Raw genomic sequence first — 25,534 nt, 5'->3', positions numbered from 1 at the left:
CAATGCACACCCCGATATGGGGTAGGCCCAGCTTACTTTCATTGCCTCCGCCGGAACAGGTGCACCCTCGAAGTGGCCGGTACCCGTTCCGCTCGGGCGCTAGAGCACCCGGGGAGGCTGCGAATTCTCCGAAACCATGGCACGTCCGGCCTCCATCCAGGCCCCCATACCTCCTGTAACGTTCACGGCGCTGTAGCCGTTTTCCGTGAGCCAGGTAGTGGCCCGGAAGGAGCGTCCACCGGTGCGGCAGATGACGTTCAGGTCCTCATCCGGGTCCAGCTCGTCCAGCCGGGCCGGGAGCTCGTCCAGCGGTATGTGCAGCGCGCCCGCAATGTGTCCGGCCTCCCACTCATAGTCCTCCCGGACGTCTAGTACCCGGGACTCTTCACCAAGTGCGGTCGCCTCTGTAGTGGGAATGTCAGCCATCGTGTTCTCCTGCCGGTATGCGGGCCTTATCCATTCAGCCTATAGCTCCCTCCCGACAACCCGACGCCGGCAGGAGAAGGAAAAAGGTGCCGGGCTGCAGAGTGCAAAAAGGAGTGCGAAAATAGGGCAGGTGAGTAAAACACATACCTCCGCCGACGCGCCACTGCCGTCCACGGACAAGTCATTCTTCGGCCAACCCAGGATGCTGCTGAATTTGTTCAGCGTTGAACTCTGGGAACGGTTCTCGTTCTACGGCATGCAGGGCATTCTCGCGTACTACATGTATTATACTGCCACGCGGGGCGGTCTAGGCATTAAAGACACCGTCGCGCTCGGGATCGTGGGGGCCTATGGCGGCGGCGTGTATCTGTCCACGATCCTGGGAGCCTGGGTGGCTGACCGGCTCATGGGCTCGGAACGCGTGCTGTTCTACAGCGCCATGATGATCATGGCCGGCCACATCTCGCTGGCACTGCTGCCCGGCGCCGCGGGCCTGGCAGCGGGCCTGATCATGATCGCCGTCGGCTCCGGTGGGCTGAAAGCCAACGCCACCTCGCTGGTCGGCTCGCTGTACGGCGAAAAGGATGACCGCCGGGACGCCGGATTCTCGATCTTCTACATGGGTATCAACATCGGCGGCCTGATCGGTCCGCTGCTCACCGGGCTGCTGCAGACCACGCTTGGTTTCCACTATGGCTTCGGTGCCGCCGCCGTCGGCATGGCGATCGGCCTGACGCAGTACGGACTGACGCGTAAAAACCTTCCGGAAGAGGCACACCTCGTTGCCAATCCGCTGCCGCGCAGCCGCTACCCGATGATGATCGTTATCGCCGCGGCAGCCATCGTGCTGATGGTGCTGGCCGTGCTGATCGGCGTCGTGACCGCGGCAAACCTGAAGTGGGTTGTTGTCGGCGTCGTCGTCCTGGCGACGGTCGCCTATTTCATCGTTATCCTTTCCAGTCGGAAGGTCGATGCGGTGGAGCGCAGCAGGGTGTACTCGTTTATCCCGTTGTTCATCGCAAGCGCTGCGTTCTGGTCTTTGTTCCAGCAGCAGTTCACCGTGGTGGCACTTTACGCCGACAAGCGCCTGGACCGTAACCTGTTCGGCTGGGAAATGCCCGCCAGCTGGGCGACGTCGATCAACCCGGTGTTCATCATCATCTTTGCCGGCGTCTTTGCCGCGCTCTGGACGAAACTCGGCTCCAGGCAGTGGACCACGCCGATCAAGTTTGCGGCGGCACTGGTGATCATGGGACTGGCCTACCTGAGCTTCATCCCCGTTGCGGGGATAGCTTCCGTGCCGCTGCTGGCCCTGGTGTGGATTCTGCTGCTGTTCACCTTCGCGGAACTGCTGCTCTCCCCGGTGGGTTTGTCGCTGGCCACCAAGCTGGCGCCGCGGGCATTTCACACGCAGATGGTCGCGCTGTTTTTCCTTTCCGTCGCCTTGGGCACGGCTCTCTCCGGTGTCTTTGCCGGCTACTACCGGGAAGACAATGAGACCCCCTACTTTGCCGTGATCGGCATTGCGGCGATCGTGCTGGGCGTGGTGCTGGCTCTGGCGTCCAAGCCGATCAAGCGGTTGATGGCCGGGGTGCACTAACCAAAGCAGTTGTGCCGGATTCGGCCGAATTGCGCCAATCGGCGTTTCACTCTGGCATGCTGGAACCATGTCTAGCCGCGCGGGCACTGTTGCCCTTCCCTCGGACCTTGTCGACCTGACCGCCCTCCTCGATGCCTACTACGATGTGAAACCCGATCTGGCCGATCCCGCCCAAAGGGTCGCCTTCGGTACGTCCGGCCATCGCGGGTCCAGCCTGAAGGCTTCCTTCAACGAGGGCCACATCGCCGCCATCACGCAGGCGATCGTGGAGTATCGGGCGGGTCAGGGCATCACCGGACCGCTGTTTCTGGGTAAGGACACGCATGCCCTGAGCGAGCCGGCGCAGAACACCGCCCTGGAAGTGCTGGCCGGCCATGGCGTGCAGGTACTGATCGACGCCCGGCACGCATACACGCCCACACCGGCGGTCTCGCATGCCATCTTGACCTACAACCGCGGCCGGGGGCCGGGGGATGGCCAGGCGGATGGAATCGTCGTGACCCCCTCGCACAACCCGCCCGGAGACGGTGGCTTCAAATACAACCCCCCGCACGGCGGCCCCGCGGACTCGGACGCCACCGGCTGGATCGCGAACCGCGCCAATGAACTGCTGGAAGGCGGTCTGCGGGACGTTAAGCGCATTCCGTTGGCGGACGCGCTGATCGCCGAAACCACCGGAAAGTTTGATTTCCTCAGCAGCTACGTCGACGATCTGCCCTCCGTGCTGGACCTGGACGCCATCCGCGGTGCCGGCGTGCGGATCGGCGCCGACCCGATGGGGGGTGCCTCGGTGGACTATTGGGGCGAGATCGGCGAGCGCCACAACCTCGATCTGACAGTGGTGAACCCAACCATTGACCCGCAATGGGCGTTTATGACGCTCGACTGGGATGAAAAGATCCGGATGGACTGCTCGTCCCCGTTCGCCATGGCGTCGCTGATCAAGGCGCTGCAGACCGACGACGGCGGTGCCGGGCGTGGGGCCACCGGCCGGGCCCGGTACGACGTCGCCACCGGCAACGACGCCGATGCCGACCGGCACGGGATCATCACCCCGGACGCGGGCCTGATGAATCCGAATCACTATCTCGCCGTGGCCATCCAGTATCTGTACACGCACCGTCAGCAGTGGCCCACCACCGCAAGCGTGGGCAAGACGCTCGTCTCGTCCTCCATCATCGACAAGGTGGCGGCCGATCTGGGCCGGCAGCTAATGGAGGTTCCCGTGGGCTTTAAATGGTTCGTTCCCGGGCTGCTCTCCGGCGAGGGCGTCTTCGGGGGGGAAGAATCCGCCGGCGCCTCCTTCGTAAAGAAGGACGGCTCCGTCTGGACCACGGACAAGGACGGCATCCTGCTGGCCCTGCTGGCCTCCGAGATCATCGCGGTGACCGGCAAATCCCCTTCCCAGCACTATGGTGACCTGACCGCCCGCTTCGGATCGCCGTCGTACGCCCGCATCGACGCGGCGGCAAGCCGGGAGCAGAAGGCGGCGCTGGGCAAGCTCTCCGCCTCGGACGTCACCGCCAGCACCCTGGCCGGGGAGCCCATCACCGCCAAGCTCACCGAGGCGCCGGGCAACGGCGCATCCATCGGAGGACTCAAGGTCACCACCGACAGCGCCTGGTTTGCCGCCCGACCCTCCGGCACCGAAGACGTCTACAAGATCTACGCGGAGTCGTTCAAGGGCGACGACCACCTACGGCTGGTGCAGGCCGAGGCCAAGGCACTGGTCGACGGCATCATCTCATAAGCACATCCGCCGTCTCCTCAGCACGTCCGCCGCGCGATGAGGGGTCAGGAGTGGACTCCGTGTTCGTGCGCGGTGTGGCCGGCGGGCTCCAGTTGGAAGGTGGAATGCTCGATGCTGACGTCAAAATGCCCGGCGACGCATTGCTGCAGCTGATCCAGCAGCTGTGGGGAATGCCCGTCGTGGAAGCAGCCGTCGTCCACCACCACGTGCGCCGTGAGGACGGGCAATCCGCTGGAGATCTGGGTGGCGTGCAAATCGTGCACGGCCAGCACATGCGGCACCTCGAGAATGTGTTGCCGCACGCTCGCCAGATCCAGCCCCGCCGGCGTGGATTCCAGCAGCACGCCGATCGTTTCCAGCAGCAGCTTGAACGTGCGTGGCAGAATCAGCACGCCGATCAGCATCGCGACGACGGCATCGGCCTGCAGCCAGCCGGTCAGTCCGATCACCACGGCCGCGATGATGACGGCGACCGAGCCGAGCGCGTCATTGACCACCTCAAGGAACGCGGCACGCATATTGAAATTCCGGCCGCGGCCACCGGCGAGCACCAGCAGTGAGATGACGTTACCGGCCAGCCCGATCGCCCCGAAAACCGCCATCTCCATCGACGCAATCGGCGACGGGCTGATCAGCCGCTGGATTCCCTCCACCAGTACCACCAGCCCGACGGCGAGCAGCACGGCCGCCTGTGCCGTTGCCGCCAGAACCTCGGCCCGGGCAAAGCCCCAGGTCCTCCGGTCGGAGGCAGGCCTGGACGTCAGCCGGGCGGCCAGCAGCGCCATGGCCAGCCCGGACGCATCGGTGAGTACATGCGCGGAGTCGAAGAGCAGCGCCAGCGACCCGGTCAACCAGGCGCCCACCAGCTGGAACATGAAGACCAGCAAGGTGATCCCCAGCGCCACGGCCAGCCGGCCCTGATGCGAGGCGGCGGCCCCGTGCGCGTGGCCGTGAGAGTGGTCGTGTCCTGACATGACTCAATCGTATGGGCTGCGATCCCAACTGCCCCACGACCGCTGCCCCACGCCGGGCCCGCACCGCACCGATCCTGCGGGCGGGTAGTCTTAGCTTCGGTCAAAACGATGGAGGCACAGCAATGAGCTTGCGCAGCACCAGATGGACCGTGCACGGTGACGGCAAAAACGTCAGGCCCGGCGCCGTCGTCTCCCCGGACGAGCGGCTGAGCTGGCCGCGTACCATCGGAATCGGCCTCCAGCACGTGGTCGCCATGTTCGGCGCCACGTTCCTGGTGCCCATTCTGACGCACATGCCGCCCGCCACGACGCTCTTCTTTTCCGGCATCGGCACCATCTTTTTCCTGCTCATCACCGCCGGCAGGGTGCCCAGCTATCTGGGTTCCAGCTTCGCGTTCATTGCCCCGATCACCGCCTCGCAGTCGCAGTTCGGCGTCGGCGGCGCGCTGGGCGGGGTGGTGCTGGCCGGCGTCGTATTGGCGATCATCGGCGCCGTCGTCCAACGCTTCGGCGCGGCGTGGATCAACAGGATCATGCCGCCGGCGGTGACCGGGACGATCGTGGCGCTGATCGGTCTGAACCTCGCGCCGTCGGCCAAAAACAATTTCACCGCCGCCCCTGTCACCGCCTTTATTACCCTGCTGGTCATCATTTTGGTCAGCGTGTTGTTCCGCGGCATTTTGGGCCGGCTCTCGATCCTGGCCGGGGTGGTGGTGGGTTATCTGGTCGCCATCCTGCGCGGCGAGGTCAACTTCGGCACCGTTGACGCCGCGGCGTGGATCGGCCTGCCGCATTTCCAGACGCCCGAATTCCATCTGGCGGTGGTTGGCCTATTCGTTCCGGTGGTGCTGGTGCTGGTGGCCGAAAACATCGGTCATGTGAAATCCGTGGCACTGATGACGGGCAGGAATCTGGATCCGCTGGCCGGCCGGGCACTCATGGCCGACGGCCTGGCCACCACGCTGGCTGGGTTGGGCGGCGGCTCGGGCACCACCACCTATGCGGAGAATATCGGGGTGATGGCCGCCACCCGGGTTTATTCGACCGCCGCCTACTGGGTGGCCGCCGTCGCCGCCCTGCTGCTGAGCTTCTCCCCCAAATTCGGCGAACTGATCGCCACGGTTCCTGCCGGTGTACTCGGCGGTGCCGCCACCATGCTCTACGGCATGATCGGCGTGTTGGGCGTGCGGATCTGGGTGCAGAACAAGGTCAATTTTTCCAACCCGGTGAACCTGACCACCGCCGCCGTCGCCCTCATCATCGGTGTTGCAGACTACACCTGGAACATCGGCGAGCTGCAGTTTGCCGGCATTGCGCTGGGCACGGCCGCAGCCCTGGTGATCTACCACGGCATGAACGCACTCGCCCGGTGGCGCGGGACGGCCACGGACCCCCGCGATCCCGAAACCGATGCACCGGACGCACTGGGCCCGGATTCCCGCGGCGCCGAAATCTAACCGGCGGGGTGTGGACGGGCGCCGCTACAACCGCGTCCTTGAGGCTGACATACGCCCGTCGATGCCGTTAAGACGCCGGTCAGATCCCGTTCAGCGCCTCGGCGGCGGCAAGCGCGACATACCGCGCGGCATGGCGCTGGGCCTCGTCGCCCGACCGTGCCACCTCGGCGGCACTCGCCGCTGCCACCACACCGTGTTCGGCCAGTTGCGCCGGCGTCACTTCAATCCGGCCGGCGACGACGACGACGGGCAGTCCGAGCGCGTTGGCGGCGTCGGCCAAGCCAATGGGGGCCTTGCCGGACAGCGACTGAACGTCCAGCGACCCCTCTCCGGTGATGACCAGATCCGCGTCCTGCAGCGCGGCGTGCAGGCCGGTCAGCTCGGCCACCAGCGCGAAGCCGCCCTCGATGTCCGCGCGAGTATAGGCGAGGAACAACGACGGGAAACCACCGGCCGCGCCCGCGCCGGGCACATCAATGTCGTTTCCGGTGGAGGACCGGACGACCGAGGCCAGGTTCCGCAGACCCGCGTCCAGCAGCTCCACCGCCTCGGGATCCGCACCCTTCTGCGGGGCAAACACGTGTGCCGCTCCGTCGGGGCCGTAGAGCTTATTGTCCACGTCGACGGCCAGCCGGATCCGGGCCGTGGACAGCCGGGGGTCCAGTCCGCTGGCATCGACGGCGGAGACATCCACCAGCGACCCGCCGCCAAGCGGCACCAGATTTCCCTGCGTATCCAGCAGTTTTAGCCCGAGCGCCCGCAGCGCACCGGTCCCGGCATCCGTCATGGCGGACCCACCAAGTCCGATGACGATTTCGGTAGCACCGGCATCCAGAGCGGCGGCGATCAACTGCCCGCAGCCGTAGGAATGGGCACGCAGGGCGTTCTCCCGGGTCGGCTCGGAGAGCAAATAACCGCTGGCCTGCGCGGTTTCGATCACCGCCATCGGCCCCTTAATGGCCCAGGCGGCACCCACGGGCTTGAGGATGGGCCCGACAACGGCGTTGAGCTTCTCCTCAAAGCCGGAGGCCAGGGCTGCTTCCAAGGTCCCCTCGCCGCCGTCGGCCATCGGCAGGGTGGTGACAACTGCCTCCGGATACACGCGCAGGACGCCCTCGGCCATCGCCGCGGCCGCCTCGAGGGCCGTCAGGGTTCCTTTAAATTTGTCCGGTGCAATGAGAATCCGCATGGCTCCATCCTGCCAGCTGCCCGCAACCCGCACGAACGGTCACTAGCCGGCCCGGTCCCCACTGCCCGGCGCCCCGGGCCCGGGCCCGGGCCGGGGCCAATACCCGCGTTCCCTCATGACTTCGGCCAGCAGATCGGCGCGGTCCGTCATGAGACCGTCCACCCCCAGGTCAAAAAGCGCGTGCATCCGCCGCGGATCGTCGATTGTCCAGACATGGATCTTCAGCCCCAGCTCATGGGCACGGGAAACAGATTTCGGCGTGACCAGGTGGATGGACCGGTAACGGACGGGCACCTGGAGGCAGTCCACGTCGTGCAGGATCCGCCGCAGCAGTGGCCTAGGCAGCCACGGTCCCAGACAGATGAAGGCCGCCAGGGACACCACCCCGGCGGAGCTGGCCGTGGGCCTGGAGAGTCGCTTAAGCACCGCGCGCCGACGACGGTCGGAGAACGAGGCCACGCAGACCCGGTCATGCAGACCGGATTCCTCGATCGCGGCGGCCAGCGTCTGCACCGACCCCCGGTCCTTGACATCCAGGTTCAGCCGCACCCCGGGCAGCGCGGACACCAGCTCGGCAAATGTGGGAATGGTCTCCCTGCCGCTGATCCGGGCCTGCGCCACCCGCTCCGCGGTCAATGCGGAGATCCGCCCGGTACCGTCCGTGATCTGCTCCAGCCTGGCGTCGTGGAAGACCAGCAATACCCCGTCGGCCGTTGTGTGCACGTCCGTCTCCAGATAGTCAAAACCAAGCGCGACGGCGGCGCGGAATGCCGCGAGCGAGTTTTCCAGACCATCCTTGGAAAAGCCGCGGTGGGCGAAGGCCACCGGGGCCGTTGACGCCAGGAACGGCAACTGTCTGCTCACGCTTCCACGCTACTGGAGTCCGACCGTGCATGGTTGGATGCCTGCGGAACGCTGGAATCATGCGGGCTGCTACCGCACGCCGCGGCCTCCCGTTTTCAGCGCCGCCAACCGTTCCTCCAGAACCTGGGCAACGCCGTCGTCGGCGAAATTCGGGGCCCGCAGCGCGGTGGCCGCCCGGGCCCGTTCATGGCCACTGGCCATCGCGTACCCGGCGCCGGCCCAGCGCAGCATTTCAATGTCGTTGGGCATGTCCCCGAAGGCCACCACGTCCCGGGCCGCGATCCCCCGGGACGCCGCGTATTCGGCCAGCGTCACTGCCTTGTTAATGCCGTGCGGTCCCATCTCCAGCATGGCCGCCGTGGCAGCCGAATGCGTCACGGCGAGCAGCCGGTCGATCTGAGGGCGCACCCGGGCCAGGAACGCGTCGGCCGTGCTCTTCCGGGTGACGGCCAGAAACTTGACCACGGCGGATTCCGCGGTGACCGTTTCCGGCAGCGGAGCGGGCGTGACCTCTGCCAGCAGGTCCACCGAGCCGGGTTCCAGGAAGCCCGGCTCCAGGTGGAAGCCGTCCAGCGTTTCCACGGCAAACACCGCATCCGGCACCAGCCCCTTTATAACCCGCCGGGCCTCGAGCACCGACACCAGCGGCAAAAGGTGGGAGGACATGACCCGTTCGCGGACCAGGTCATAGACCACGGCCCCGTTGGAGCAGATTACGGTGCCGGTGTGGCCGATCTGCTCGCGCAGCGGCCCCAGCCAACGCGGCGGCCGCCCGGTCACGAAGACAATTTCCAGCCCCGCGTCCTCTGCGGCCCGGAAGGCGTCCACCGTTCTGGCACTGATTTTTCCATCGTGACCGAGGATGGTTCCGTCAATGTCGCTGGCAATTAAACGCATACTCTAGGCTATCCGACGCCGTGGGAGCCGATCAGCAGGCCGCAGCGCTCCTCGAGATACCGCACCGCCAGATGCAGCTTGGAAAAGGCCTCGTTCGCAGTCTGGCGGTGAAAATATCTGAAGTAGATCTGCTGGGCGATGACTGCGAGGCGGAACAGGCCAAACACCTCATAAAAGGTCCAGCCGGCCGGACTCAGGGCGAGCCGCGTGCGGGACGTGTAGTAGTTCACGACCTCGGCCCGGGTCAGCATCCCCGGCAGCTGGGTCGGCTGCCGGCGGAAGCTGCGAAACACCGCATCATCATCGGCCTGGACCCAATACGCGAGCGCACCGCCGAGGTCCATCAGCGGGTCGCCGATGGTCGCCATTTCCCAGTCCAGGACGCCGGCCACCCGAAGCGGCGCCACGGCCTCCTGCGCGAGGACAACGTTGTCCAGCCTGAAGTCGTTGTGGATCACGCAGCTGCGGACGTCGGCGGGTTGATTCACCGCCAGCCATGCCATCACTGTTTCAAAGCCGCCGACGTTCTCCGTCCGCGCCCTGACATACCGCTGGGACCAGCCCACCACTTGGCGGCCGACGTAACCAGCGCCCTTGCCGATTCCGCTTAATCCGGCGGCGTCCGGGTCAACGCTGTGCAGCTCCACCAGCCGGTCCAGCAACTCCATACACAACGCCCGCGCCCGATCGGGGCCAAGCTCAAACCCCGCGGGCGGGTCCGCGCGCAAAATGGTCCCGTTCAGCCGCTCCATGACGTAAAACTCCGAGCCAAGGACGGACCGGTCAGCACAAAACGCAATCATCGCGGGCACGTAGCCGAACAACGGCTTGAGCTGTCGCTGGAGGTAGAACTCGCGGTGCATATCGTGCGCGCTTCTGGCCTTGCTGCCGGCGGGCGGGCGGCGCAGGACCACCTGCAGTTGCGGATAGCTGAGCAGATAGGTCAGGTTCGAGGCGCCGCCGGAAAACTGACGGACCTCCGGGACGCCGTCGAAATCTGCCGGGTCGAATCCCTCCTGTTCGGCGGCGTGATGGCGCAGCCATCGAGCCACGGCGGCGAGGTCGAAGGCGTCTTCGGTGCGTACGGGTCGGAGGCCGGCGGGATCGGTCATGTGCTGGGCTCCCTGCTGGTCAGGTATTTGCGCAGTTCCAAGCCCGCGACTACGCCGCGGTGCACCTCGTCGGGGCCGTCGGCCAGCCGTAGCGCCCGGGCCTGGGTCCAGGCAGCGGCGAGCGGGAAGTCGTCGGACAGTCCGGCGCCCCCATGCAGCTGGATCGCCATGTCGATGACCTGCTGCGCCATGGTCGGCACCGCTGCCTTAATCTGGCTGACCGCTGCGACGGCGTCATCAGGGCCTTTGGTGTCCAGCAGCCAGGCCGCATGCAGCACCAGGAGCCGGGCCTGGTCGATGGCGATCCGCGCCTCGGCAATCCTTTCCCGGTTTCCACCCAGATCGGCCAGCGGCCGACCGAACGCCGTGCGGCCCAAGGCCCTGCGGCAGGCCAGTTCCAATGCCCGCTCGGTTAGTCCAATCAGGCGCATGCAATGGTGCACCCGGCCGGGGCCAAGACGGCCCTGCGCGATCTTGAATGCGTGCCCCGGGGCGCCGATCACATTGGTCAGCGGCACGCGGACATCGGTGAAGGAGACTTCGCCATGGCCACCCGGTTCATCGTAGGTCCCCATCGTAGGCAGCATCCGTTCAACGTGGACGCCAGCAGCGTCCCGCGGAACCAGCACCATTGAGTGCCTGGCATGGCGGGGCGCCGCGGGATCGGTCAACGCCATCACCAGGAGTATGCGGCAGTCCGGATGGCCGATGCCGGTGGACCACCATTTGCGCCCGTTCACGGTGACCACGTCAGCGGAGACGATGGCCGTCGTTTCCATCGTTGTCGCGTCCGAGGATGCCACGGCGGGCTCAGTCATGGCAAAGGCGCTGCGGATACGGCCGTCCAGCAGCGGTTCCAGCCATTTTTTACGCTGCTCCACGGAGCCGTATTTGATCAGCACCTCCATGTTGCCGCTGTCCGGGGCATTGCAGTTGAAGACCAACGGGGCCAGAAAGGAATGCCCGGTGAGCTCGGCGATCGGCGCATAGTCCACATTGCTCAGGCCGGTACCGCCCGGCGGCAGGTAGCGGGGATCAAAGGCTTTTTCATGGCCCGCCGGCAGGAAAAGGTTCCACAAGCCCTGTCCGCGGGCCTTCGCGCGCAGATCCGCGAGCACCGGAAGCGGTTTCCACTGCCGACCCTCGGTCCGCGCCGCGGAAAGAGCGCGCTCGTACTCCTCCTCCGCCGGAACAATCTCGGTGCTGATGAACCGGCCGACGCGTTCGCTCAGTTCGGCGGCCAGCGGCGAGAGGGAAAAGTCCATGTCGCTGACCCTAGCGCTTGCCCGCGCCTGGCCGCCACCCGATTACCGGACTCTTCTGCGCAGATTTGGCCGCTTCGCCGGCGCATGCTCGTTCCTTCGCGCCATCAGCTCCCGGCCATGCGCAGATTCGATCGGTCAGTGATCAGCGTCCGAAGGTCCCGGTGATCCGGGCCCGGCCCAGCGTGTGCGAGAACAGGTTGAAACCCAGGAACGCCGGCGAGGCGGTTTCCGGCAGTCCCAGATCCGGCACGTCCACCGCATGCACCACTACCATGTAACGGTGCGTGCCGTGCCCGGGCGGCGGGGCGGCCCCCGCGAAGCCGGCAAAACCGCCGTCGTTCTTCAATGTGAGGGCACCGGACGGCAGCCCCGCGTCCCCTTTTCTGCCGGCACCTTCGGACAACGACCTCACTTCCACCGGAATATTACAGACAGCCCAATGCCAGTAGCCGCTGGCCGTGGGAGCGTCCGGATCGTACATGGTCACGGCGAAGCTCTGCGTCCCGGCAGGAAAACCACTCCAGGTCAGCTGCGGGGAAATGTCCTGGCCACCGGCGTCGGCGCTGATCTGCCGCTCGGACAGCGTCTGGCCGTCCCGGATCGAGTCGCTGGTCAGCGTGAAAGTGCCGACCTCGGGCAAGGCATCGTACGGATCATATGAATTCATAAGGGAATATTCCTTTCGTTTGCTGCCTAATGGGGTTGCACCCGGGCACGGACCACAGAGCAGCGGCCGCGCTGGCTACTCCGCTGCGGCGGAGGTGGAGGAAGGGTCGGGTTCCTGGGCCGCGATCCGGGTGCGGAGTTCCTCGCGGCTCGGCGGGTTGGCTCCCGGCCTGGAAACCGTCACCGCTGCGGCCTCGGCGGCGTAGTGCAGAATCCGTGCCAATTCCTCGGTGCTGAGGGAATGCAGGCTGTCCCGGCGCTGGGCGCCATCCAGTTCCCGGTCCACCAACGCGGAAAGCAGCGCAGCCATAAAGGAATCCCCGGCCCCCACCGTGTCCGCCACCTCCGTCGCAGGGACCCGGGCCTGCGTTTCGCCGCCCGCGCAGACCGCCCATGGTCCGTCCACGCCGCGGGTCACCACGACGACGGCGGGACCGCGGCCTGCATCGCCGGCAGCAATGGCCAACCAGTTCCGTGCGGCTGTGAGCGGATCAAGATCGGGATACAGCCACTGCAGATCCTCATCAGAGGCCTTCACCACGTCCGCCAGCCGGACAAATTTCTCCGCCTCCCGCCGGGCATATTCCACGTCGGGAATAATGCTCGGCCGGCAGTTCGGGTCGTACGAGATGGTGGCCCGCGGGCGCGCCTGCCGGACGGCGCGGAGCACCTGGCTGGCGCCGGGCTGGAGCATGGCTGCTATCGAGCCGGTATGCAGCACCGTCGTCGCCTCGAGCAGGAAATCCAGCCGGTCCTCAAGTCCGGGAAGATCCCAGGCGAGCTCGAAGACGTAGGAGGCGGCGCCGTCGTCGTCCACAACGGCACGCGCAATACTGGTGGCGCCTTCATCCGGCGGAATGGGCAGCAGCACCGAGTTATCGTGCAAATGCGCGGAAATCAGCGTGCCGTACGGGTCCCGTCCGAACCGCCCGAGGAACTGCACCGGATGCCCCAACCGGGCGAGCCCGACCGCGACGTTCATCGGGCTCCCGCCCACATGCGCGACCGGCTCCTGCGTCCCGCGCACCACTTCGTCGATCAGGGCCTCACCAATGACAGTCAGCATGCTCTTAGCCTAGGTCCATCCGCGGGGATACGCGTGCTGCCTTACGACGTGCGCCATCGGTACCGGCTTCGTCGCCGGAGCTGCCCCCGAGGGGCCGAGAGCCGCCGAGGTGGCGGGATCAGATGACCGGCAGGGCGTCCAGCACCAGTGCGCGGCAGGCGGCATACGCTTCGCGGTGGATATCGATCAGGTCGAAGTGATCCCCCGACACCCGAATGAGTTCGGCGACCGCTCCGGCTGCCCGTGCCGCTGCCACATAGGCCCTGGACTGGGCCGCCGGAACCTCGGTGTCGGCCGCGCCGTAGACCGCGTATACCGGCACGCGGAGCGGAACCTGCTGGAGCGGATCGGCCAACCGGTAGCGTTCCGGATCCGATTCGGGTGAACGCCTGATGAAGTTTTGGACCGCGCCGTCGCTGAGACCCAGTGCCATGGCTTGACGCAGATCCAGCACTCCGGCCTGACTGACGACGGCGGTCAGCGGCACCGCTGCTGGCCCTCCTGCCCCGCGGCGCCCATAAAAGCCCGGCGCACCCGGTGGCATTGCGTCCCTGCCTGCCGCCCACACCGCCAGCTGGCCTCCGGCGGAATGCCCCAGCGCCACCACTGCGGACAAGTCCAGGGAGTGCTCCGCCGCGGCCGCCGCCAGCGCGTCGATTCCCGCGCTCACGTCCTCAAACGTCTCCGGCCACCCGCCGCCGTCACCGGCCCGGCGGTATTCCAGATTCCACGCCGCGACACCGTGGGCGGCGAGGTCTTCGGAGAGCGGGGCACCCAACTGCGCGGTGTACCGCGAACGCCAGTACCCGCCGTGGATGACCACGGCGACCCCTGCGTACTTCCGCTGTCTCGGCAGATAGAGCTCCGCATACTGGTTCGGGTCGGCGCCGTAGCTGTACCGTGCGGGCACGTCGGCCTCCTGTTCTGGGCTGGGCATTTCCACTTGTCCGTGCGGGATATTTCCATTGGCGTGAATCCATGCCTGCACCCGCTGTTCGGCACGGATCCGGGCCATGGGGCGGTTCAGCCGGCTCAGGACCGGGCATAGCGCCGGACAAAATTCGCTATGATCTGCGCGGGCTGATCCACATTTTCCGCTCGCGCGGCGCTCCGCACCTGCTCCAGCTGGTCGGGATGGAAGTAGCCGGCATCCCGGTATACATCAATTCTGGTCAGCAACCCCGCCACATCCAATTCAGGGTGGAACTGCGTGGCGTACAGGTTGGATTTGATCCGGAACATCTGCACCGGGCAGCCTGCCGAAGAAGCCAGCAAGGTCGCGTGGGCGGGGAGCTCGGTGCACGCCTCCTTATGTCCGACAAACGCTTGGAACTTCGACGGCAGACCAGCCAGGAGCGGATCGTGCAGGCCCTCATCGGTCAACGTCACCTGCACGGGGCCGATCGGTTCGCCGAAACGCCTCCCGATCACCGCTCCCTGATGCCGGCCAAGAGTTCCGACGCCGTAACAGGCGCCCAGAAAGGGGATATCGGCCGCCACGATCCGGTCCAACAGGGCCGAAAGCTCCGCCTCGACGCGCAGCTGAACGGTGCTTTTCTGCTCCACCGGATCACTGGCATTGAACGGGCTGCCACCCACCAGCACGCCGGAGTAATCACTCAGATCGAGTGCCGGCAGCGGCCCCGCCTCCAGCCGCACCCGAACCAGAGAGTCGGCCGGAAGGGAACCGAAGCGCAGGAACGCCTCATATTCGCCATCCGCCGCCGCCTCATCGGCGCGCGTGGCCAGCAGCAGAAACGGCTTGATGCCGGCATGGACTTCACTCATGCGCTTGAGCCTACCCATTCCGCCCGCCGGTACTACTGTCGCCGGAAGTAGTGTCGGTCGCTAGTGCTAGCGTGGTGGTACCCGTAAAAGCCTGACAGCGAAAGGCCCACATGAGCAGCCACTGGGACAGACTCGACGAGCGCCTTCGCCCCGCAGTGGCTGCCAGCGTAGCCGAGTATGAACGGATCCGCTCCCAGCTTGAATTTGTCACCTGGGACGTTGAGGCGAGTATCCGGGAGATTTTCGAGGACTCCGAAACAACGCCGCTGTTTTTCACCAGCCGCACCAAGTCGCTGGAATCCTTCCGCGAGAAGGCCTCCCGGATGGTGTCCCCGGTGGCGGGTGCCGAACCTGCACTGCAGTTCCCGGACCCGCTGCGGAATCTGACCGACATCGTCGGAGTGCGGGTGATCACCACCTTGCCGGCGGAGAATGCCCAGGCTGCCAACCTGATCAAGCGCCAGCGCAGCACCTTCGACTGCCGCGGTGACCGCGAAAAGGACATCGGCTCCATCGAGTCCGGAACCTACGGGTACTCCAGCCGGCACCTGATCCTGCGCACCATCCAAAATGACGTCGTCAAGCACTACCAGCAGGTCCTTGACCCATCGGCCAAGCCCAACGGCAGCTACTTTTTTGAATGCCAGATCCGCACGGTTTTCGCGCATGCGTGGAGCGAAATTGAGCACGACATCCGCTTCAAGGCCCAGGACCGGCGTGCCTGGAGTCCGTACTTTGACCGTCAGTTCACGGCAACGGCGGCCATGCTGGAAACGGTGGAGACCGCTTTTTCGGAACTGCACGAACGCTATGAGGCGGTGACCAATTTCTGGGATGAAAATGGGGAGGGCGCGGTTCCGCTGACGCCGAACCGCGTCAAGGAAGTCTGGCAGACCCTGCTGCCGCACGTTGACCGGAAGTCCGACGACGATTGGGGCTGGGCAGCGGAGCTGCTCGCGGCCCACGGACTGGTCCGGACCATCGAATTGGTCGATGTCCTGCAATCACAGGCAATCAGCGACGTCCGCCAGGCCCTGGATCACAGATATTCGCCCGGGCCGGACCGGCTGCTGGATGACCTGCTGCTCTGGCGCTACGGCACCGTCCATATTGACCTCACCACCGAGCCGGCAACCCCGGATGCCAAGCATCCTGAGAGCAAGCCGCGCCGGGAAAGTCTGCAGCGGCGCTATCAGCAAATGATGCGGTACCGGGAGGCCGGCCGGGCTGCGTCTTCTGCCTGAGCTGGCGCCCCGGTTTGCCCGCCGCCGGGGCGGGCCATAAGGTTACTGTGCATCAGTAATGTCAACCCTTGAGGAGTCATGATGAAAGCATCGAAGACACTGACCAAGAACCTGCAGTCCGTCCTGGTGGATCTTATTGAGCTGCACGTGCAGGGCAAGCAGGCGCACTGGAACATCGTGGGCACCAACTTCCGGGACCTGCATCTTCAGTTGGACGAGATCGTCGATTCGGCGCGGGAATTTGCCGATGTCACGGCCGAACGGATGCGGGCCCTGCAGGCGTCACCGGACGGCCGCACCGGGACCGTCAGCAGCACGACTTCGCTGCCGCAGTTCCCCGAGGACCTGGTTGATACGGCCGAGGCCGTGGATCTGGTGGTTGAGCGTCTGGACTCGACGGTGGCGACCATGCGCAGGGTCCATGATCAGGTGGATGAGGAAGATCCGACGACGGCGGATCTTCTGCACGGCTTCATTGCAGCCCTGGAGCAGTATGCCTGGATGGTCGGGGCCGAGAACATGAAGGCCGGCAGCACCAAAACTGTGTCTTCGCATTCCAAGAGCCAGGTCAAGGGCTAGCCCGCGACTGAGTCCCCCAGGCGATAAGCATCCACAGTAGACAAGATCCCGGCGATTTTGGCCGTGGTCTTTTTTATTTCGGTGATTAACCCATCCGTGACTCCGGACACACCGAATAACCAATGGACGCGCTCGGAACCGGGCCGCCACCGCGAATGAAGAGGATCCTGAAATGAATAAGAAATCTGCATTCCTGATTGCTCCGGCTCTGGCACTGGGCGCGTTGGCCCTTTCCGGCAGCCCCGCACTCGCCGCCGACACGGCCTCCTACCAGACAACCTTGGGCGCTTTGAACGGCAGCTCGGCCAGCGGCACCGTCATGATCAGCGTGACCGGGGACCAGGCCACGGTCACGGAGAAGGTCAGCGGCCTGGCCGCATCCTTCAACGGGCAGCCGTATCCGCACGTCCAGCACATCCATATCGGTGCGCAGGGTACGTGCCCGGCGCCGTCTGCAGATACCAATGGGGATGGTGTCATCAACACCACCGAGGGCGGTCCGGCGTACGGCATGATCGGAACCACCCTTACCACCAGCGGCGATACCAGCCCCGCGGCCGGTACCGACCTGACGTTGGCGGGAATGGGCTCCGATTTCACCTACCAGCGCACGTTCACGCTGAATGCCGACACCGCTGCCTCGCTCAAGGCAGGTAAGGCCGTCGTCGTCGTTCATGGGCTTGACCCGGCAACCCTTTCCGCGAAGGCTCAGGCCGAGCCCAGCGATCTGGTTCCCTCCCTGCCGCTGGCGGCAACCTCGCCGGCACTGTGCGGCACACTGGCCGTGTCACAGATGAGCAGCATGCCCGGAGGTGCCCCCGGCACCGGCGTGACCACGGCCGTAGCGCACAGCAGCACCACGGCTGGTCCTGACGCAGGCATGATCGCCGGTGGCAGTGCCCTGGTACTGGCAGCCGGAGGTGCCCTTCTGGTGGGCCGCCGGATGTCCACCAAGAGCGTCAAGGACTAGGGAAAATCCTGTTCCGATGAACAATCACATCAGCCGTCGCGGACGTTTCATCGCGTCCGCGGCGGCCGCCCTCATCTTTTTGGCCGGCTGCGGATCGACGTCCGGCCCGGCAGCGCAGTCAGTGCCGCCGGAATCCGCGGCGGTTTCCAGCAGTGCCGTTGCAGCGCCGACGTCGGCTGGGGCACCACTCCAGACACCAACTCAGGCGGCGGCGCCCGTCGAGCCGGCCGCTGCTGCCGTGCCGGCGACGGTCGGTCCAGCGCTGCCCGCATCCCAGCCCGTCGCACTGGACATTCCGGACATCACAGTGAGCTCCCAGTTGCTGCAACTCGGGAAAGCGGCGGATGGAACGGCGGAGGTTCCTCCCGGTGAACCCGGCTCTCCCGCCGGTTGGTACAAGTACTCTCCAACGCCAGGCGAAATCGGCCCGTCTGTGATCCTTGGCCATGTCAATTCGACGCTCAGCAATATCGGTGTCTTTTACCGGCTGCATGAAATGACCCAGGGCCAGCAGTTCTCGGTAAGCCGGGCCGATGGAACGGTCGCCGTCTTCGCAATGGACCGTTCCGCGGTTTTCAAGAAAGACCAATTCCCCACGCTCGAGGTCTACGGCAACACAAAGCGCGCCGAGATCCGGCTCATCACCTGCGGCGGCTACAACCCGGCGACGAATCTGTATGACGACAACACAGTGGTTTACGGTCATCTGGTGTCCAGCCATCCGGCCTGACGCCACCAGCAACCCGTACTCAGGGCCGATCAAAGCCGTCGCGGCTACCCGAGAACGCACGGGATCCACTCAATCTTTCGGACCGGATCAATAGCCGTCAACAGTGGCTAAGGAAGCCTCGGACCGGAGAAGGGCAAGGAACCGCGGCGAGGGATCGACAAAGATTCGACCAAGAATTTGGAGTTTGAGATGATGCGCAAAAGCGCCATACTGGCTCTGGCCGGGGCCGCCTTGATTGTGCTGGCCGGCTGCGGGGCCCCTGCCGCCCAACTGGGTGCGGCTGCGGCGCAGGCAACGTCGGTACAGCCCGGACCCAGCGCAGCCAGCTCCGCCCCATCGACGTCCGGCACGGCAGACGGCAGCACACCGTCCGCGGCCGCACAGATGATCTGCGGCGACGAGACCAAAACCAATCTCGCGTCGAGTCTGGCACTGCCGGGGCCGCCGCAAAGTGCGGACAGCTGGTCCGATCAGCTGTACACCTGCACCTATGCCCTACCGGCGGGCCAGCTTGTGTTGTCCGTCAAGGAATCCGAGAGCCCCGCATCGGCGCGCGCGTATTTTGATGCCCTGCAGAAAACGCTCGGCTCCGCCGAAGCAATCGAGGGACTTGCCAACCTGGGACTGCCCGCTTATAAAACCGCCGACGGCAACGTGGTGTTCGTCAAAGACAATATGACACTGCAGGTGAACGGGACCGGGCTGACCGGCACCGTCGGGCCGCACGCCGTTTCGCGAACCGAGCTGTCCTTTGAAGTCGCCACCGCCATCCTGGGCTGTTGGCGGGAGCACTAGCCGTCCGTACCTTCGCTTCCGCCACTGCCATTGCCTGACTGCCCATCCGAGGCTGCAGGGTGCGCCGCCCGGGAATTTTCCGGCGTGTGCGGTTCCATCGCAGGGTTCCACAACGGGTCGTCGGCGGGATCGTTGACCGATCCCTTCGCCGCTCCCGCGGTGGTTACGGCATCGCTGTCCGGGTCAACATGGGCCAACGGATTGTCCGTTTCCGGGGCCGCGTCCGGTTCGTCATCGTCGTTCTCCGGGCGGTCCTTACCCGCCCGCTGCTCCTGGACCTGGTCCCGGTCCCGGGAATCAGCATGATCGCCCATCGCTGTCCTCTCCTTCCGACAAGTGCCCGGCTGCTCTCCGAGCCGCAGGCGGCTGGAATCCGGGCTGATTCCGTCAACGTACCAGTGCCCGCGGAAAGATGGAACCGCCGGACCCCGTTTGAGTGGCAAGAACCCGCCCGATGCGAGTCAGGGGCGAGTTAGGGTGGTCGTCTGCGATGGTACTCGGGCAGTAACGCGGCTCAGGATTTATCGAAATCATTCAAAGCCCCGCCACGTTTCGCGTGAGCGCATCGTAGTTTCGCACGGGGCGGGGGAGCGGCCTACGCCCGGTAATCGAATGCAGAAGCAGGCGCCTGCGCTCACGCCGTCGCTCACCCGGGGGGCGGAGTCACCGTCGATGGCGTCCACCACTTGCGTACCGCTGTCCGGCAGTTCCGGCGGTTCCCCCAGCTCCGGCAGTTCCGGCGGTTCCCCCAGTTCAACCGTGAGCGTTGCACCCAGCCGCTCGGCGAGCCTGGCGGCGATGGAGAGCCCGAGTCCGCTGCCTACCGGCCGCTGACCGGCATATCTGCGGTACAGCACGCCGCGGTCAAAGGCGACGGCGGCGTCCTCCGCTGTCAGCCCGGGACCGTTGTCCCGCACGTCTATTGCCACAACATCGTGACCTCCTCCAGACTCCAGCCGCGCGCTCAGCCGTAACGGCTTTCCCTGCGGTGTCACCCGCAGCGCATTTTCCACCAGGCCGTCGAGAATCTGCCGCAGCCGCTGGGCGTCCGTCAATACCATAAGAGCCTGCTCCGGCACCGGCACGATCAGCTGCAGCCTGACACCGCTTTGTGCCGCACGAGCTCGCCAGGTCTCCTCCACCTGATGCAGCAGTGCGGTTATCTCCACTGGCCGGGTCTCCACGGCAAAATCGTCTGCTTCCAGCCGGGCCAGCTCCAGCAGATCATTGACAAATACGTCCAGCCGGTCCGTCTCCGCGGCCAGCGTACGACCCACCGCAGCCACGTCCGCCGCCGCCAGAACCAGCCCGTCCTCCAGTGCTTCGGCGTACCCGCGCATAGCCGTCAACGGCGTGCGGATCTCATGCGAAACCGACAGCAAAAATTCACGCTGGCGTCCCTCGCTCGCCAGCAGCGCATGGTCCAAAGTGTTGACCGCCTCGCCCACAGCACGAACCTCCGTGACACCGGCAGGTACCAACTGCACGCCGCGTTCGCCGCCGGCCATCCGCCGGGCTGCGGCCGCCGTCCTCACCAGCGGGCGGGACATCCTGCGCGCCAGCAGGGTTCCGGCCAGGACGGCGATCAGCAGACCGGCGGCGAGCGCCAGCAGGGTCCGCTGCAGCACCAGCGCAGATGCGGCATAGACGTCCGCCAGCGAGCGGGTCAACACGATCGCCCCGCCGCGCTTAAGTCCGCGGGCCTCCAGCAGCAATGTCGAACCTTCCCGGTTGACGGTCTGTGATGTCTTTCCGCCGGAGAGAACCCGTTGTATCTCGTCCGCGCTGAGATACGGCCGGGCGGCTCCGCTGACGGTGCCGTCGGTGCTGACCGCGGAGAGCTCGTAGTCGGCCGGACCCAGCAGGTGCCGTTCACGCAGATCCAAGGCCTGCGAGGCAACGGGGGTGGCCGCAAATGCATCGGCCTGCCGGGAAAGTTCCGATCTGGCCTGCTCGACGGCGGCGGCGCGGATCAGCGGAAAGCCCACCGTCCCGGTCACGAGAACGGCCAGAACGGCGACGGCGGCGGTCACCAACGTGACCCGGCCCGCCAGCGAGCGCAGCCACGTTTTCATCGGACGCCCGCGGTCTCCATCGGCGGCCACGTTTTCACCGGGCTCTCGGGACCTTGCCGGCCACGTCATGGTGGACAACACCGCCGTCGTCGTCCATCATGTCGTTTCGTCGCCGGCGGTGTAGCCGACGCCGCGCAAGGTACGGATCGGGCTGGCTGTTCCGAGTTTTGCGCGGACCTGGGCAATGTGGACGTCCACTGTGCGGCCGGCGCTGTAGCTCGCCTGTCCCCAGACAGCGGAGAGCAATTGTTCACGACTGAAGACGCGGCCCGGGCTCACCAGCAGGTAGGCCAGCACATCGAACTCCTTTGCGGTCAGCTCCACCGCAGTTCCCGCGGCACTCACGCTGCGCCGGTCCGGATCCATGATCACGGCACCGACGCGGATGAGTTCCCGCCGGGGCAGCCCTGCCGTCCGGCGCAACACGCCCTTTAGCCGGGTGACCAATTCGCGCGGGGAAAACGGCTTGGTCATGTAGTCATCGGCGCCAAGCTCAAGGCCCAGGATTTTGTCCACCTCCTCGTCGCGGGCGGTGACAAAGATCACCGGTGTCCAATCCCCCGCCGCCCGCAGCCGGCGGCAGACCTCAATTCCGTCCATGCCGGCACCATCGGTGCCGGGCAGACCGACGTCGAGAATCACGGCCACCGGCCGCAGGTGCCTGACTTGCCGCAGTCCCGCCTCGCCGGTCGTTTCCACGTGGACCCCGAAACCGGCACGGCTGAGGTAAAGCCGCTGAACATCGGCGATCGCGCGCTCATCCTCGATGATCAGCACCAGCCCGCAAGCCCGCGCATCATCGGGTGCCCCGGCATTGTCCATGACTCCATTCAACCCCTTGCCGGCGGCACCTGTGGGCCACGCGCTGCTTTCTTTACTTTCCCCTTACATTCCTCTGACACTCCCCCCATACTGGGCCGTCATAGTGGACTCAACGGCAGTCAGGGAACCCCCCGGACGCGAATGCGAAGGAGCCATCATGAACGTCAATTCTGAATTGCACCCCGAAACCGGGACAACTGGATCAGCAGGGGAGCCCGTAAACACAAACGGACGACGGCGACGCAACCGGATCGTCGGGTCAGTGGCGGGGACGGCCCTGCTCGCCGCCGCGTTCTTCGGCGTGACGGCAGCCTCCGCCGCGGATGCTCCGCCGCAGCCCGCCGCAGCCGGCACCGCATCGTCCTCCGCCTCGGGTACGGCCGGGCCAACGGCGGATGCCGCAGCCCACACAGCGCACCACCGTGGCGCCACACTGCGCGAGGAACTGCGGATCAGCCTGCAGGCCAAGCCGGGCTTCGGCGACAAGGACCATGTGCTGGCCTATGCGCTGATCCAGCGCCCCAAAGCGTTCGCGAAGCTGCCCGCCAACCTACAGTCCGACCTGAAGACGCTGGAAGCGGCCCCGGCGGCGGAGCGGGACGCGGACGCCGGCAACATCAAGACCACGGCCCTGAACGGCGGCTACGGCACGTCCATCCAAACACACGCACAAGCGATCCAGGCCAAGCTGGCCTCGGCACCCGCGAAGTAACGGTCCATAAAAGGGCCGCCGGGTCTCCGCGCGGCCGCGGCCGGCCTTGGTCGACCACCGGGCCATGTGGTCACCCCGCCGTGGCAGTGATCACGTCCTTGGAGTGGACGCCTCGTCCAAGGTCACCGACGCCGCGTGTTGACCGGGCGACGGGTCGGTCCCCTGCCCACGGGTCGGCCTTGCGGCGCCGTCGTCTTTGGGGGCGGCGGCGTCGGCTCCGTCGGGGGCGCCGTCGTCGTGAGCACGGCTGGGCCTAAAACTGCTCGGTCGTCCGATCTGATCGGTCCGACTCAATTTCGAGGGCCACCAGATGACCCTGCCCAGGTCATAGGAGAGCGCCGGGACCAGCAGCGAGCGCACAACGACCGTGTCCAGCAGCACTCCGAAGGCAACGATGAACGCGATCTGCACCAGGAAGAGGATGGGAATAACACCCAACGCTGCGAACGTCGCTGCCAACACCACACCGGCGGACGTAATCACGCCGCCGGTCACCCCCAGCCCGCGCAGAATGCCCGGGCGCGTGCCCAACTCCAGGGACTCCTCGCGTACCCGTGTCATCAGGAAGATGTTGTAGTCCACGCCCAGCGCCACGAGGAAAACAAACCCGAACAGCGGCACGGCCGCGTCGGCCCCCGGGAAGTGGAAAAGGTGCTTGAAGGCCAGCGCCGAGACGCCCAGCGCTGCCGCGTAGGAGAGCACGACGCTGCCGATCAGCAGCAGCGGCGCCACGATCGAGCGAAGCAGCAGCATCAGAATCACGAGAATGACGGCGAGCACCAACGGGATGATTTTAGTCAGGTCGCTTTGCGCCGTGACATTGGTATCCAGCGCGATCGCTGTCACGCCACCCACCAGCACGCCCGCATCCAGCGGTGGCAGGGTTCCCCGCAGATCGCGCACCACCTGCTCCGCGGCGGCGGAATCCGCCGGCGTCGTGAGCGTCGCGTTGATCAGGACTTTCCCGTCTTTGAGGACTGGTGGCCGGGCGGGGCCCTCTGCCACCGGGCTGCCTGCACCGGAGTAGACGGTGGCTCGGGAGATGCCCTCCTGACCGGCGACGGCGGCAAGCACAGAATCCGTCTTTTCCTGGTCCTCGATGATCAGCACCGGACTGCCGCTGCCGGCGTCGAAATGCTGGCCGAGAGCCTTCTGTCCGTCGACGGCGTCGCTCTTCGCCAGTATTACATCCGACTGCGAGACGCCGCTCGCGTTGAGCTGGAGCGCCCCGGCACTGGCCGCCAGCAATGTGATCAAAGCGGTAATCCACGCCGCCCGAGGATGTCCTCCGATCATCCTGCCCATCCGCTGCCACAGTCCGGTTATCCCTTCCAACCCGGCGCGGGCTTCGCTCTGCTCGTGTCTGCCATGCTCGCGTCCGGAATGCTGGTACGCGGAGTTCTGACCGCCGTCCACCTTGGGCCGGAACGGCCAGAACGCCAACCGGCCAAAGACCACCAGCAGCGCCGGCAGCAGAGTGAGGGAGGAGAGCAGCGCAAAAACTATACCGATGGCGGCAATGGGGCCCAGGCTCCGGTTGGAGTTCAGATCCGACACCAGCAGACACAAGAGGGCGATGATCACGGTGATTCCGGAGGCCAGGATCGGCTCCTAAGCCGCACGCAGGGCGCGTCCCAGAGCTGCCCACCTGGAGGTCACCTGATGGAGCGCTTCCCGGAACCGGGACACCAGCAGGAGCGAGTAATCCGTTGATGCACCGATGACCAGAATGCTCAGAATCCCCTGGCTTTGCCCGCTGAGCTTGATCCAACCCCAGCTGGCAAAGGCGTAGACCAGCAAAATGGCCGCTGTCAGCGCAAAGACCGATGTCAGGAGCACCAGAATGGGTAGAATTAGGGAGCGGTAGACCGCCAGCAGAATGAGGAAGACAGCGATCAGCGCCACGAGCAGCAGCACGCCGTCGATCCCGCTGAATGCGTTGACCAGATCCGCTGTCAGCCCGGCCGGCCCCGTCACGTAGACCGTTGCGCCAGCTGGCAGGTTCTCCGCCAGCACATGCCGCAGGTCAGCGATCACGGTTTTCACGTTTTCCGTATCGGCAACCGGGACTATGAACGTCACGGCTTTTTTGTCCGCCGACGGGATCGGGCCGGCAATGCTGACGGTGGCCGGCGCCGTCGGCTGCTCAACGCCTGCGACGGCGGCCATCTTCGCCGTCAGCGTGGCATAGTCCGCGAGCTTGGGGGCTGGGATTTCCGTTTCCGAGGTCAGCAGCACAATGGCTGGAATGCTGCTGGAATCCAAGAACTGCTGCTGCAAATCCCGAGCCTTGGTGGACTCCGCGCTGGCCGGCAAAAAGCTTGCCTGATCGTTGCTGGAGACCGCAGAGAGCTTGCCGAACGTCGGGCCGCCAAAAGCGGCTGCTCCCAGCCAAATGACAAGGAGCACCACCGGCAGCAGTATCCGCAACCAGCGCCTCGGGTTCCAGTCTTTGTCCATTGGACAGCCTCTGCTTCGAGATTTATCTCCATGATGGAGCTTCTTTATCATAAAGATAATACAGATATGCTGGTTAAAATCCAATGCCTGATG

Annotated in this window: 23 protein-coding genes and 1 pseudogene; 9 read left to right on the top strand and 15 right to left on the bottom strand. The window is 65.6% G+C overall.

What is annotated here, in order from left to right; all coding sequences use genetic code 11:
- Positions 1-99: 99 nt before the first annotated feature.
- Entirely contained in the window at positions 100-426 is a 327-nt protein-coding gene (locus ACLLJI_RS00970; RefSeq protein ID WP_283561518.1) for a rhodanese-like domain-containing protein, read from the bottom strand.
- Positions 427-547: 121 nt separating this feature from the next.
- On the opposite strand from ACLLJI_RS00970, the gene ACLLJI_RS00965 reads away from it, so the two are divergent.
- The gene (locus ACLLJI_RS00965) at positions 548-2,026 is read left to right on the top strand and encodes a peptide MFS transporter (protein WP_434621045.1); all 1,479 of its coding nucleotides are present in this window, start codon (positions 548-550) and stop codon (positions 2,024-2,026) included.
- Between the two features lie 67 nt (positions 2,027-2,093).
- Entirely contained in the window at positions 2,094-3,776 is a 1,683-nt protein-coding gene (pgm, locus tag ACLLJI_RS00960) for a phosphoglucomutase (alpha-D-glucose-1,6-bisphosphate-dependent) (protein ID WP_434616851.1), read from the top strand.
- Between the two features lie 44 nt (positions 3,777-3,820).
- Here the strand turns inward: pgm and ACLLJI_RS00955 are convergent, their stop codons facing one another.
- Positions 3,821-4,750 (bottom strand): cation diffusion facilitator family transporter, encoded by a 930-nt coding sequence (locus ACLLJI_RS00955; protein ID WP_434616848.1) that lies wholly within the window; start codon positions 4,748-4,750, stop codon positions 3,821-3,823.
- A 122-nt stretch (positions 4,751-4,872) separates the two neighbouring features.
- Here ACLLJI_RS00955 and ACLLJI_RS00950 point away from each other — a divergent pair, with 122 nt between their 5' ends.
- Positions 4,873-6,207, top strand: coding sequence for a uracil-xanthine permease family protein (locus ACLLJI_RS00950; protein WP_434616845.1), 1,335 nt, complete (start codon positions 4,873-4,875; stop codon positions 6,205-6,207).
- Between the two features lie 79 nt (positions 6,208-6,286).
- On the opposite strand, the gene ACLLJI_RS00945 is transcribed toward ACLLJI_RS00950, so the two are convergent.
- The 9 genes from ACLLJI_RS00945 to ACLLJI_RS00905 form a co-directional block, all read right to left on the bottom strand.
- Positions 6,287-7,396: a glycerate kinase gene (locus tag ACLLJI_RS00945; protein ID WP_434616842.1), complete on the bottom strand. Its 1,110-nt coding sequence runs from the start codon at positions 7,394-7,396 to the stop codon at positions 6,287-6,289.
- Between the two features lie 42 nt (positions 7,397-7,438).
- Positions 7,439-8,260, bottom strand: coding sequence for a glycerophosphodiester phosphodiesterase (locus ACLLJI_RS00940; protein ID WP_434616839.1), 822 nt, complete (start codon positions 8,258-8,260; stop codon positions 7,439-7,441).
- Between the two features lie 69 nt (positions 8,261-8,329).
- Complete coding sequence (locus ACLLJI_RS00935; RefSeq protein WP_434616836.1) at positions 8,330-9,157, bottom strand: HAD family hydrolase; 828 nt, start codon at positions 9,155-9,157, stop codon at positions 8,330-8,332.
- Between the two features lie 8 nt (positions 9,158-9,165).
- Positions 9,166-10,269, bottom strand: a complete 1,104-nt coding sequence (locus ACLLJI_RS00930; protein WP_434616833.1) for a phosphotransferase family protein — start codon at positions 10,267-10,269, stop codon at positions 9,166-9,168.
- Positions 10,266-11,534: an acyl-CoA dehydrogenase family protein gene (locus tag ACLLJI_RS00925; protein ID WP_434616829.1), complete on the bottom strand. Its 1,269-nt coding sequence runs from the start codon at positions 11,532-11,534 to the stop codon at positions 10,266-10,268. The genes ACLLJI_RS00930 and ACLLJI_RS00925 overlap by 4 nt, the downstream gene beginning before the upstream one ends.
- A gap of 142 nt (positions 11,535-11,676) precedes the next feature.
- Positions 11,677-12,201, bottom strand: a complete 525-nt coding sequence (locus ACLLJI_RS00920; protein WP_434616826.1) for a YbhB/YbcL family Raf kinase inhibitor-like protein — start codon at positions 12,199-12,201, stop codon at positions 11,677-11,679.
- 75 nt (positions 12,202-12,276) lie between these two features.
- A complete protein-coding gene (locus ACLLJI_RS00915; RefSeq protein WP_434616823.1) occupies positions 12,277-13,266 on the bottom strand; it encodes a carbohydrate kinase family protein in 990 nt (329 codons plus the stop codon).
- Positions 13,267-13,384: 118 nt separating this feature from the next.
- Positions 13,385-14,281 carry an alpha/beta hydrolase family protein gene (locus tag ACLLJI_RS00910; protein WP_434616820.1) on the bottom strand — a complete coding sequence of 299 codons (897 nt, stop codon included), beginning with the start codon at positions 14,279-14,281 and terminating at the stop codon, positions 13,385-13,387.
- 17 nt (positions 14,282-14,298) lie between these two features.
- Positions 14,299-15,033, bottom strand: a complete 735-nt coding sequence (locus tag ACLLJI_RS00905; RefSeq protein ID WP_434621042.1) for a glutamine amidotransferase — start codon at positions 15,031-15,033, stop codon at positions 14,299-14,301.
- A 131-nt stretch (positions 15,034-15,164) separates the two neighbouring features.
- Here ACLLJI_RS00905 and ACLLJI_RS00900 point away from each other — a divergent pair, with 131 nt between their 5' ends.
- The 5 genes from ACLLJI_RS00900 to ACLLJI_RS00880 all read left to right on the top strand — a co-directional run bounded on the left by ACLLJI_RS00900 (position 15,165) and on the right by ACLLJI_RS00880 (position 19,372).
- Entirely contained in the window at positions 15,165-16,298 is a 1,134-nt protein-coding gene (locus ACLLJI_RS00900; RefSeq protein ID WP_434616817.1) for a GTP pyrophosphokinase, read from the top strand.
- An 81-nt stretch (positions 16,299-16,379) separates the two neighbouring features.
- Positions 16,380-16,877 carry a Dps family protein gene (locus ACLLJI_RS00895; RefSeq protein WP_434621039.1) on the top strand — a complete coding sequence of 166 codons (498 nt, stop codon included), beginning with the start codon at positions 16,380-16,382 and terminating at the stop codon, positions 16,875-16,877.
- A gap of 172 nt (positions 16,878-17,049) precedes the next feature.
- Positions 17,050-17,847: a hypothetical protein gene (locus ACLLJI_RS00890; protein WP_434616814.1), complete on the top strand. Its 798-nt coding sequence runs from the start codon at positions 17,050-17,052 to the stop codon at positions 17,845-17,847.
- Between the two features lie 16 nt (positions 17,848-17,863).
- The gene (locus ACLLJI_RS00885; protein ID WP_434616811.1) at positions 17,864-18,577 is read left to right on the top strand and encodes a class F sortase; all 714 of its coding nucleotides are present in this window, start codon (positions 17,864-17,866) and stop codon (positions 18,575-18,577) included.
- Between the two features lie 189 nt (positions 18,578-18,766).
- Positions 18,767-19,372 carry a hypothetical protein gene (locus ACLLJI_RS00880; protein ID WP_434616808.1) on the top strand — a complete coding sequence of 202 codons (606 nt, stop codon included), beginning with the start codon at positions 18,767-18,769 and terminating at the stop codon, positions 19,370-19,372.
- On the opposite strand, the gene ACLLJI_RS00875 is transcribed toward ACLLJI_RS00880, so the two are convergent.
- From ACLLJI_RS00875 to ACLLJI_RS00865, 3 genes are all read right to left on the bottom strand, one after another.
- Positions 19,369-19,686 (bottom strand): hypothetical protein, encoded by a 318-nt coding sequence (locus ACLLJI_RS00875; RefSeq protein WP_434616805.1) that lies wholly within the window; start codon positions 19,684-19,686, stop codon positions 19,369-19,371. The two genes, ACLLJI_RS00880 and ACLLJI_RS00875, sit on opposite strands and share 4 nt — an antisense overlap.
- A 216-nt stretch (positions 19,687-19,902) precedes the next feature.
- Positions 19,903-21,447: a sensor histidine kinase gene (locus ACLLJI_RS00870; RefSeq protein WP_434616802.1), complete on the bottom strand. Its 1,545-nt coding sequence runs from the start codon at positions 21,445-21,447 to the stop codon at positions 19,903-19,905.
- A 96-nt stretch (positions 21,448-21,543) separates the two neighbouring features.
- Positions 21,544-22,269 carry a response regulator transcription factor gene (locus ACLLJI_RS00865; RefSeq protein WP_434616798.1) on the bottom strand — a complete coding sequence of 242 codons (726 nt, stop codon included), beginning with the start codon at positions 22,267-22,269 and terminating at the stop codon, positions 21,544-21,546.
- 157 nt (positions 22,270-22,426) lie between these two features.
- Between ACLLJI_RS00865 and ACLLJI_RS00860 the strand changes: the two genes are divergently transcribed.
- Complete coding sequence (locus tag ACLLJI_RS00860; RefSeq protein WP_434616795.1) at positions 22,427-22,981, top strand: hypothetical protein; 555 nt, start codon at positions 22,427-22,429, stop codon at positions 22,979-22,981.
- Positions 22,982-23,071: 90 nt separating this feature from the next.
- On the opposite strand, the pseudogene ACLLJI_RS00855 reads toward ACLLJI_RS00860, so the two are convergent.
- Positions 23,072-25,441, bottom strand: a pseudogene (locus ACLLJI_RS00855) (MMPL family transporter).
- Positions 25,442-25,534: the final 93 nt, after the last annotated feature.

Source organism: Arthrobacter sp. A5 (assembly GCF_051131705.1).
Taxonomy (GTDB): Bacteria; Actinomycetota; Actinomycetes; order Actinomycetales; family Micrococcaceae; genus Arthrobacter_M.
This window is presented reverse-complemented; position numbering and strand designations above follow the sequence as displayed.

Excerpts from the sequence above, each read along its gene's own strand:
- ACLLJI_RS00860 (WP_434616795.1), top strand. The coding sequence starts at position 22,427 with ATGAACGTCAATTCTGAATTGCACCCCGAAACCGGGACAACTGGATCA.
- ACLLJI_RS00950 (WP_434616845.1), top strand. The coding sequence starts at position 4,873 with ATGAGCTTGCGCAGCACCAGATGGACCGTGCACGGTGACGGCAAAAAC.
- ACLLJI_RS00880 (WP_434616808.1), top strand. The coding sequence starts at position 18,767 with ATGATGCGCAAAAGCGCCATACTGGCTCTGGCCGGGGCCGCCTTGATT.
- ACLLJI_RS00900 (WP_434616817.1), top strand. The coding sequence starts at position 15,165 with ATGAGCAGCCACTGGGACAGACTCGACGAGCGCCTTCGCCCCGCAGTG.
- ACLLJI_RS00935 (WP_434616836.1), bottom strand. The coding sequence starts at position 9,157 with ATGCGTTTAATTGCCAGCGACATTGACGGAACCATCCTCGGTCACGAT.
- ACLLJI_RS00955 (WP_434616848.1), bottom strand. The coding sequence starts at position 4,750 with ATGTCAGGACACGACCACTCTCACGGCCACGCGCACGGGGCCGCCGCC.
- ACLLJI_RS00920 (WP_434616826.1), bottom strand. The coding sequence starts at position 12,201 with ATGAATTCATATGATCCGTACGATGCCTTGCCCGAGGTCGGCACTTTC.
- pgm (WP_434616851.1), top strand. The coding sequence starts at position 2,094 with ATGTCTAGCCGCGCGGGCACTGTTGCCCTTCCCTCGGACCTTGTCGAC.
- ACLLJI_RS00910 (WP_434616820.1), bottom strand. The coding sequence starts at position 14,281 with ATGGCCCGGATCCGTGCCGAACAGCGGGTGCAGGCATGGATTCACGCC.
- ACLLJI_RS00865 (WP_434616798.1), bottom strand. The coding sequence starts at position 22,269 with ATGGACAATGCCGGGGCACCCGATGATGCGCGGGCTTGCGGGCTGGTG.
- ACLLJI_RS00925 (WP_434616829.1), bottom strand. The coding sequence starts at position 11,534 with ATGGACTTTTCCCTCTCGCCGCTGGCCGCCGAACTGAGCGAACGCGTC.
- ACLLJI_RS00915 (WP_434616823.1), bottom strand. The coding sequence starts at position 13,266 with ATGCTGACTGTCATTGGTGAGGCCCTGATCGACGAAGTGGTGCGCGGG.
- ACLLJI_RS00870 (WP_434616802.1), bottom strand. The coding sequence starts at position 21,447 with ATGAAAACGTGGCTGCGCTCGCTGGCGGGCCGGGTCACGTTGGTGACC.
- ACLLJI_RS00875 (WP_434616805.1), bottom strand. The coding sequence starts at position 19,686 with ATGGGCGATCATGCTGATTCCCGGGACCGGGACCAGGTCCAGGAGCAG.
- ACLLJI_RS00885 (WP_434616811.1), top strand. The coding sequence starts at position 17,864 with ATGAACAATCACATCAGCCGTCGCGGACGTTTCATCGCGTCCGCGGCG.
- ACLLJI_RS00930 (WP_434616833.1), bottom strand. The coding sequence starts at position 10,269 with ATGACCGATCCCGCCGGCCTCCGACCCGTACGCACCGAAGACGCCTTC.
- ACLLJI_RS00890 (WP_434616814.1), top strand. The coding sequence starts at position 17,050 with ATGAATAAGAAATCTGCATTCCTGATTGCTCCGGCTCTGGCACTGGGC.
- ACLLJI_RS00945 (WP_434616842.1), bottom strand. The coding sequence starts at position 7,396 with ATGCGGATTCTCATTGCACCGGACAAATTTAAAGGAACCCTGACGGCC.
- ACLLJI_RS00970 (WP_283561518.1), bottom strand. The coding sequence starts at position 426 with ATGGCTGACATTCCCACTACAGAGGCGACCGCACTTGGTGAAGAGTCC.
- ACLLJI_RS00895 (WP_434621039.1), top strand. The coding sequence starts at position 16,380 with ATGAAAGCATCGAAGACACTGACCAAGAACCTGCAGTCCGTCCTGGTG.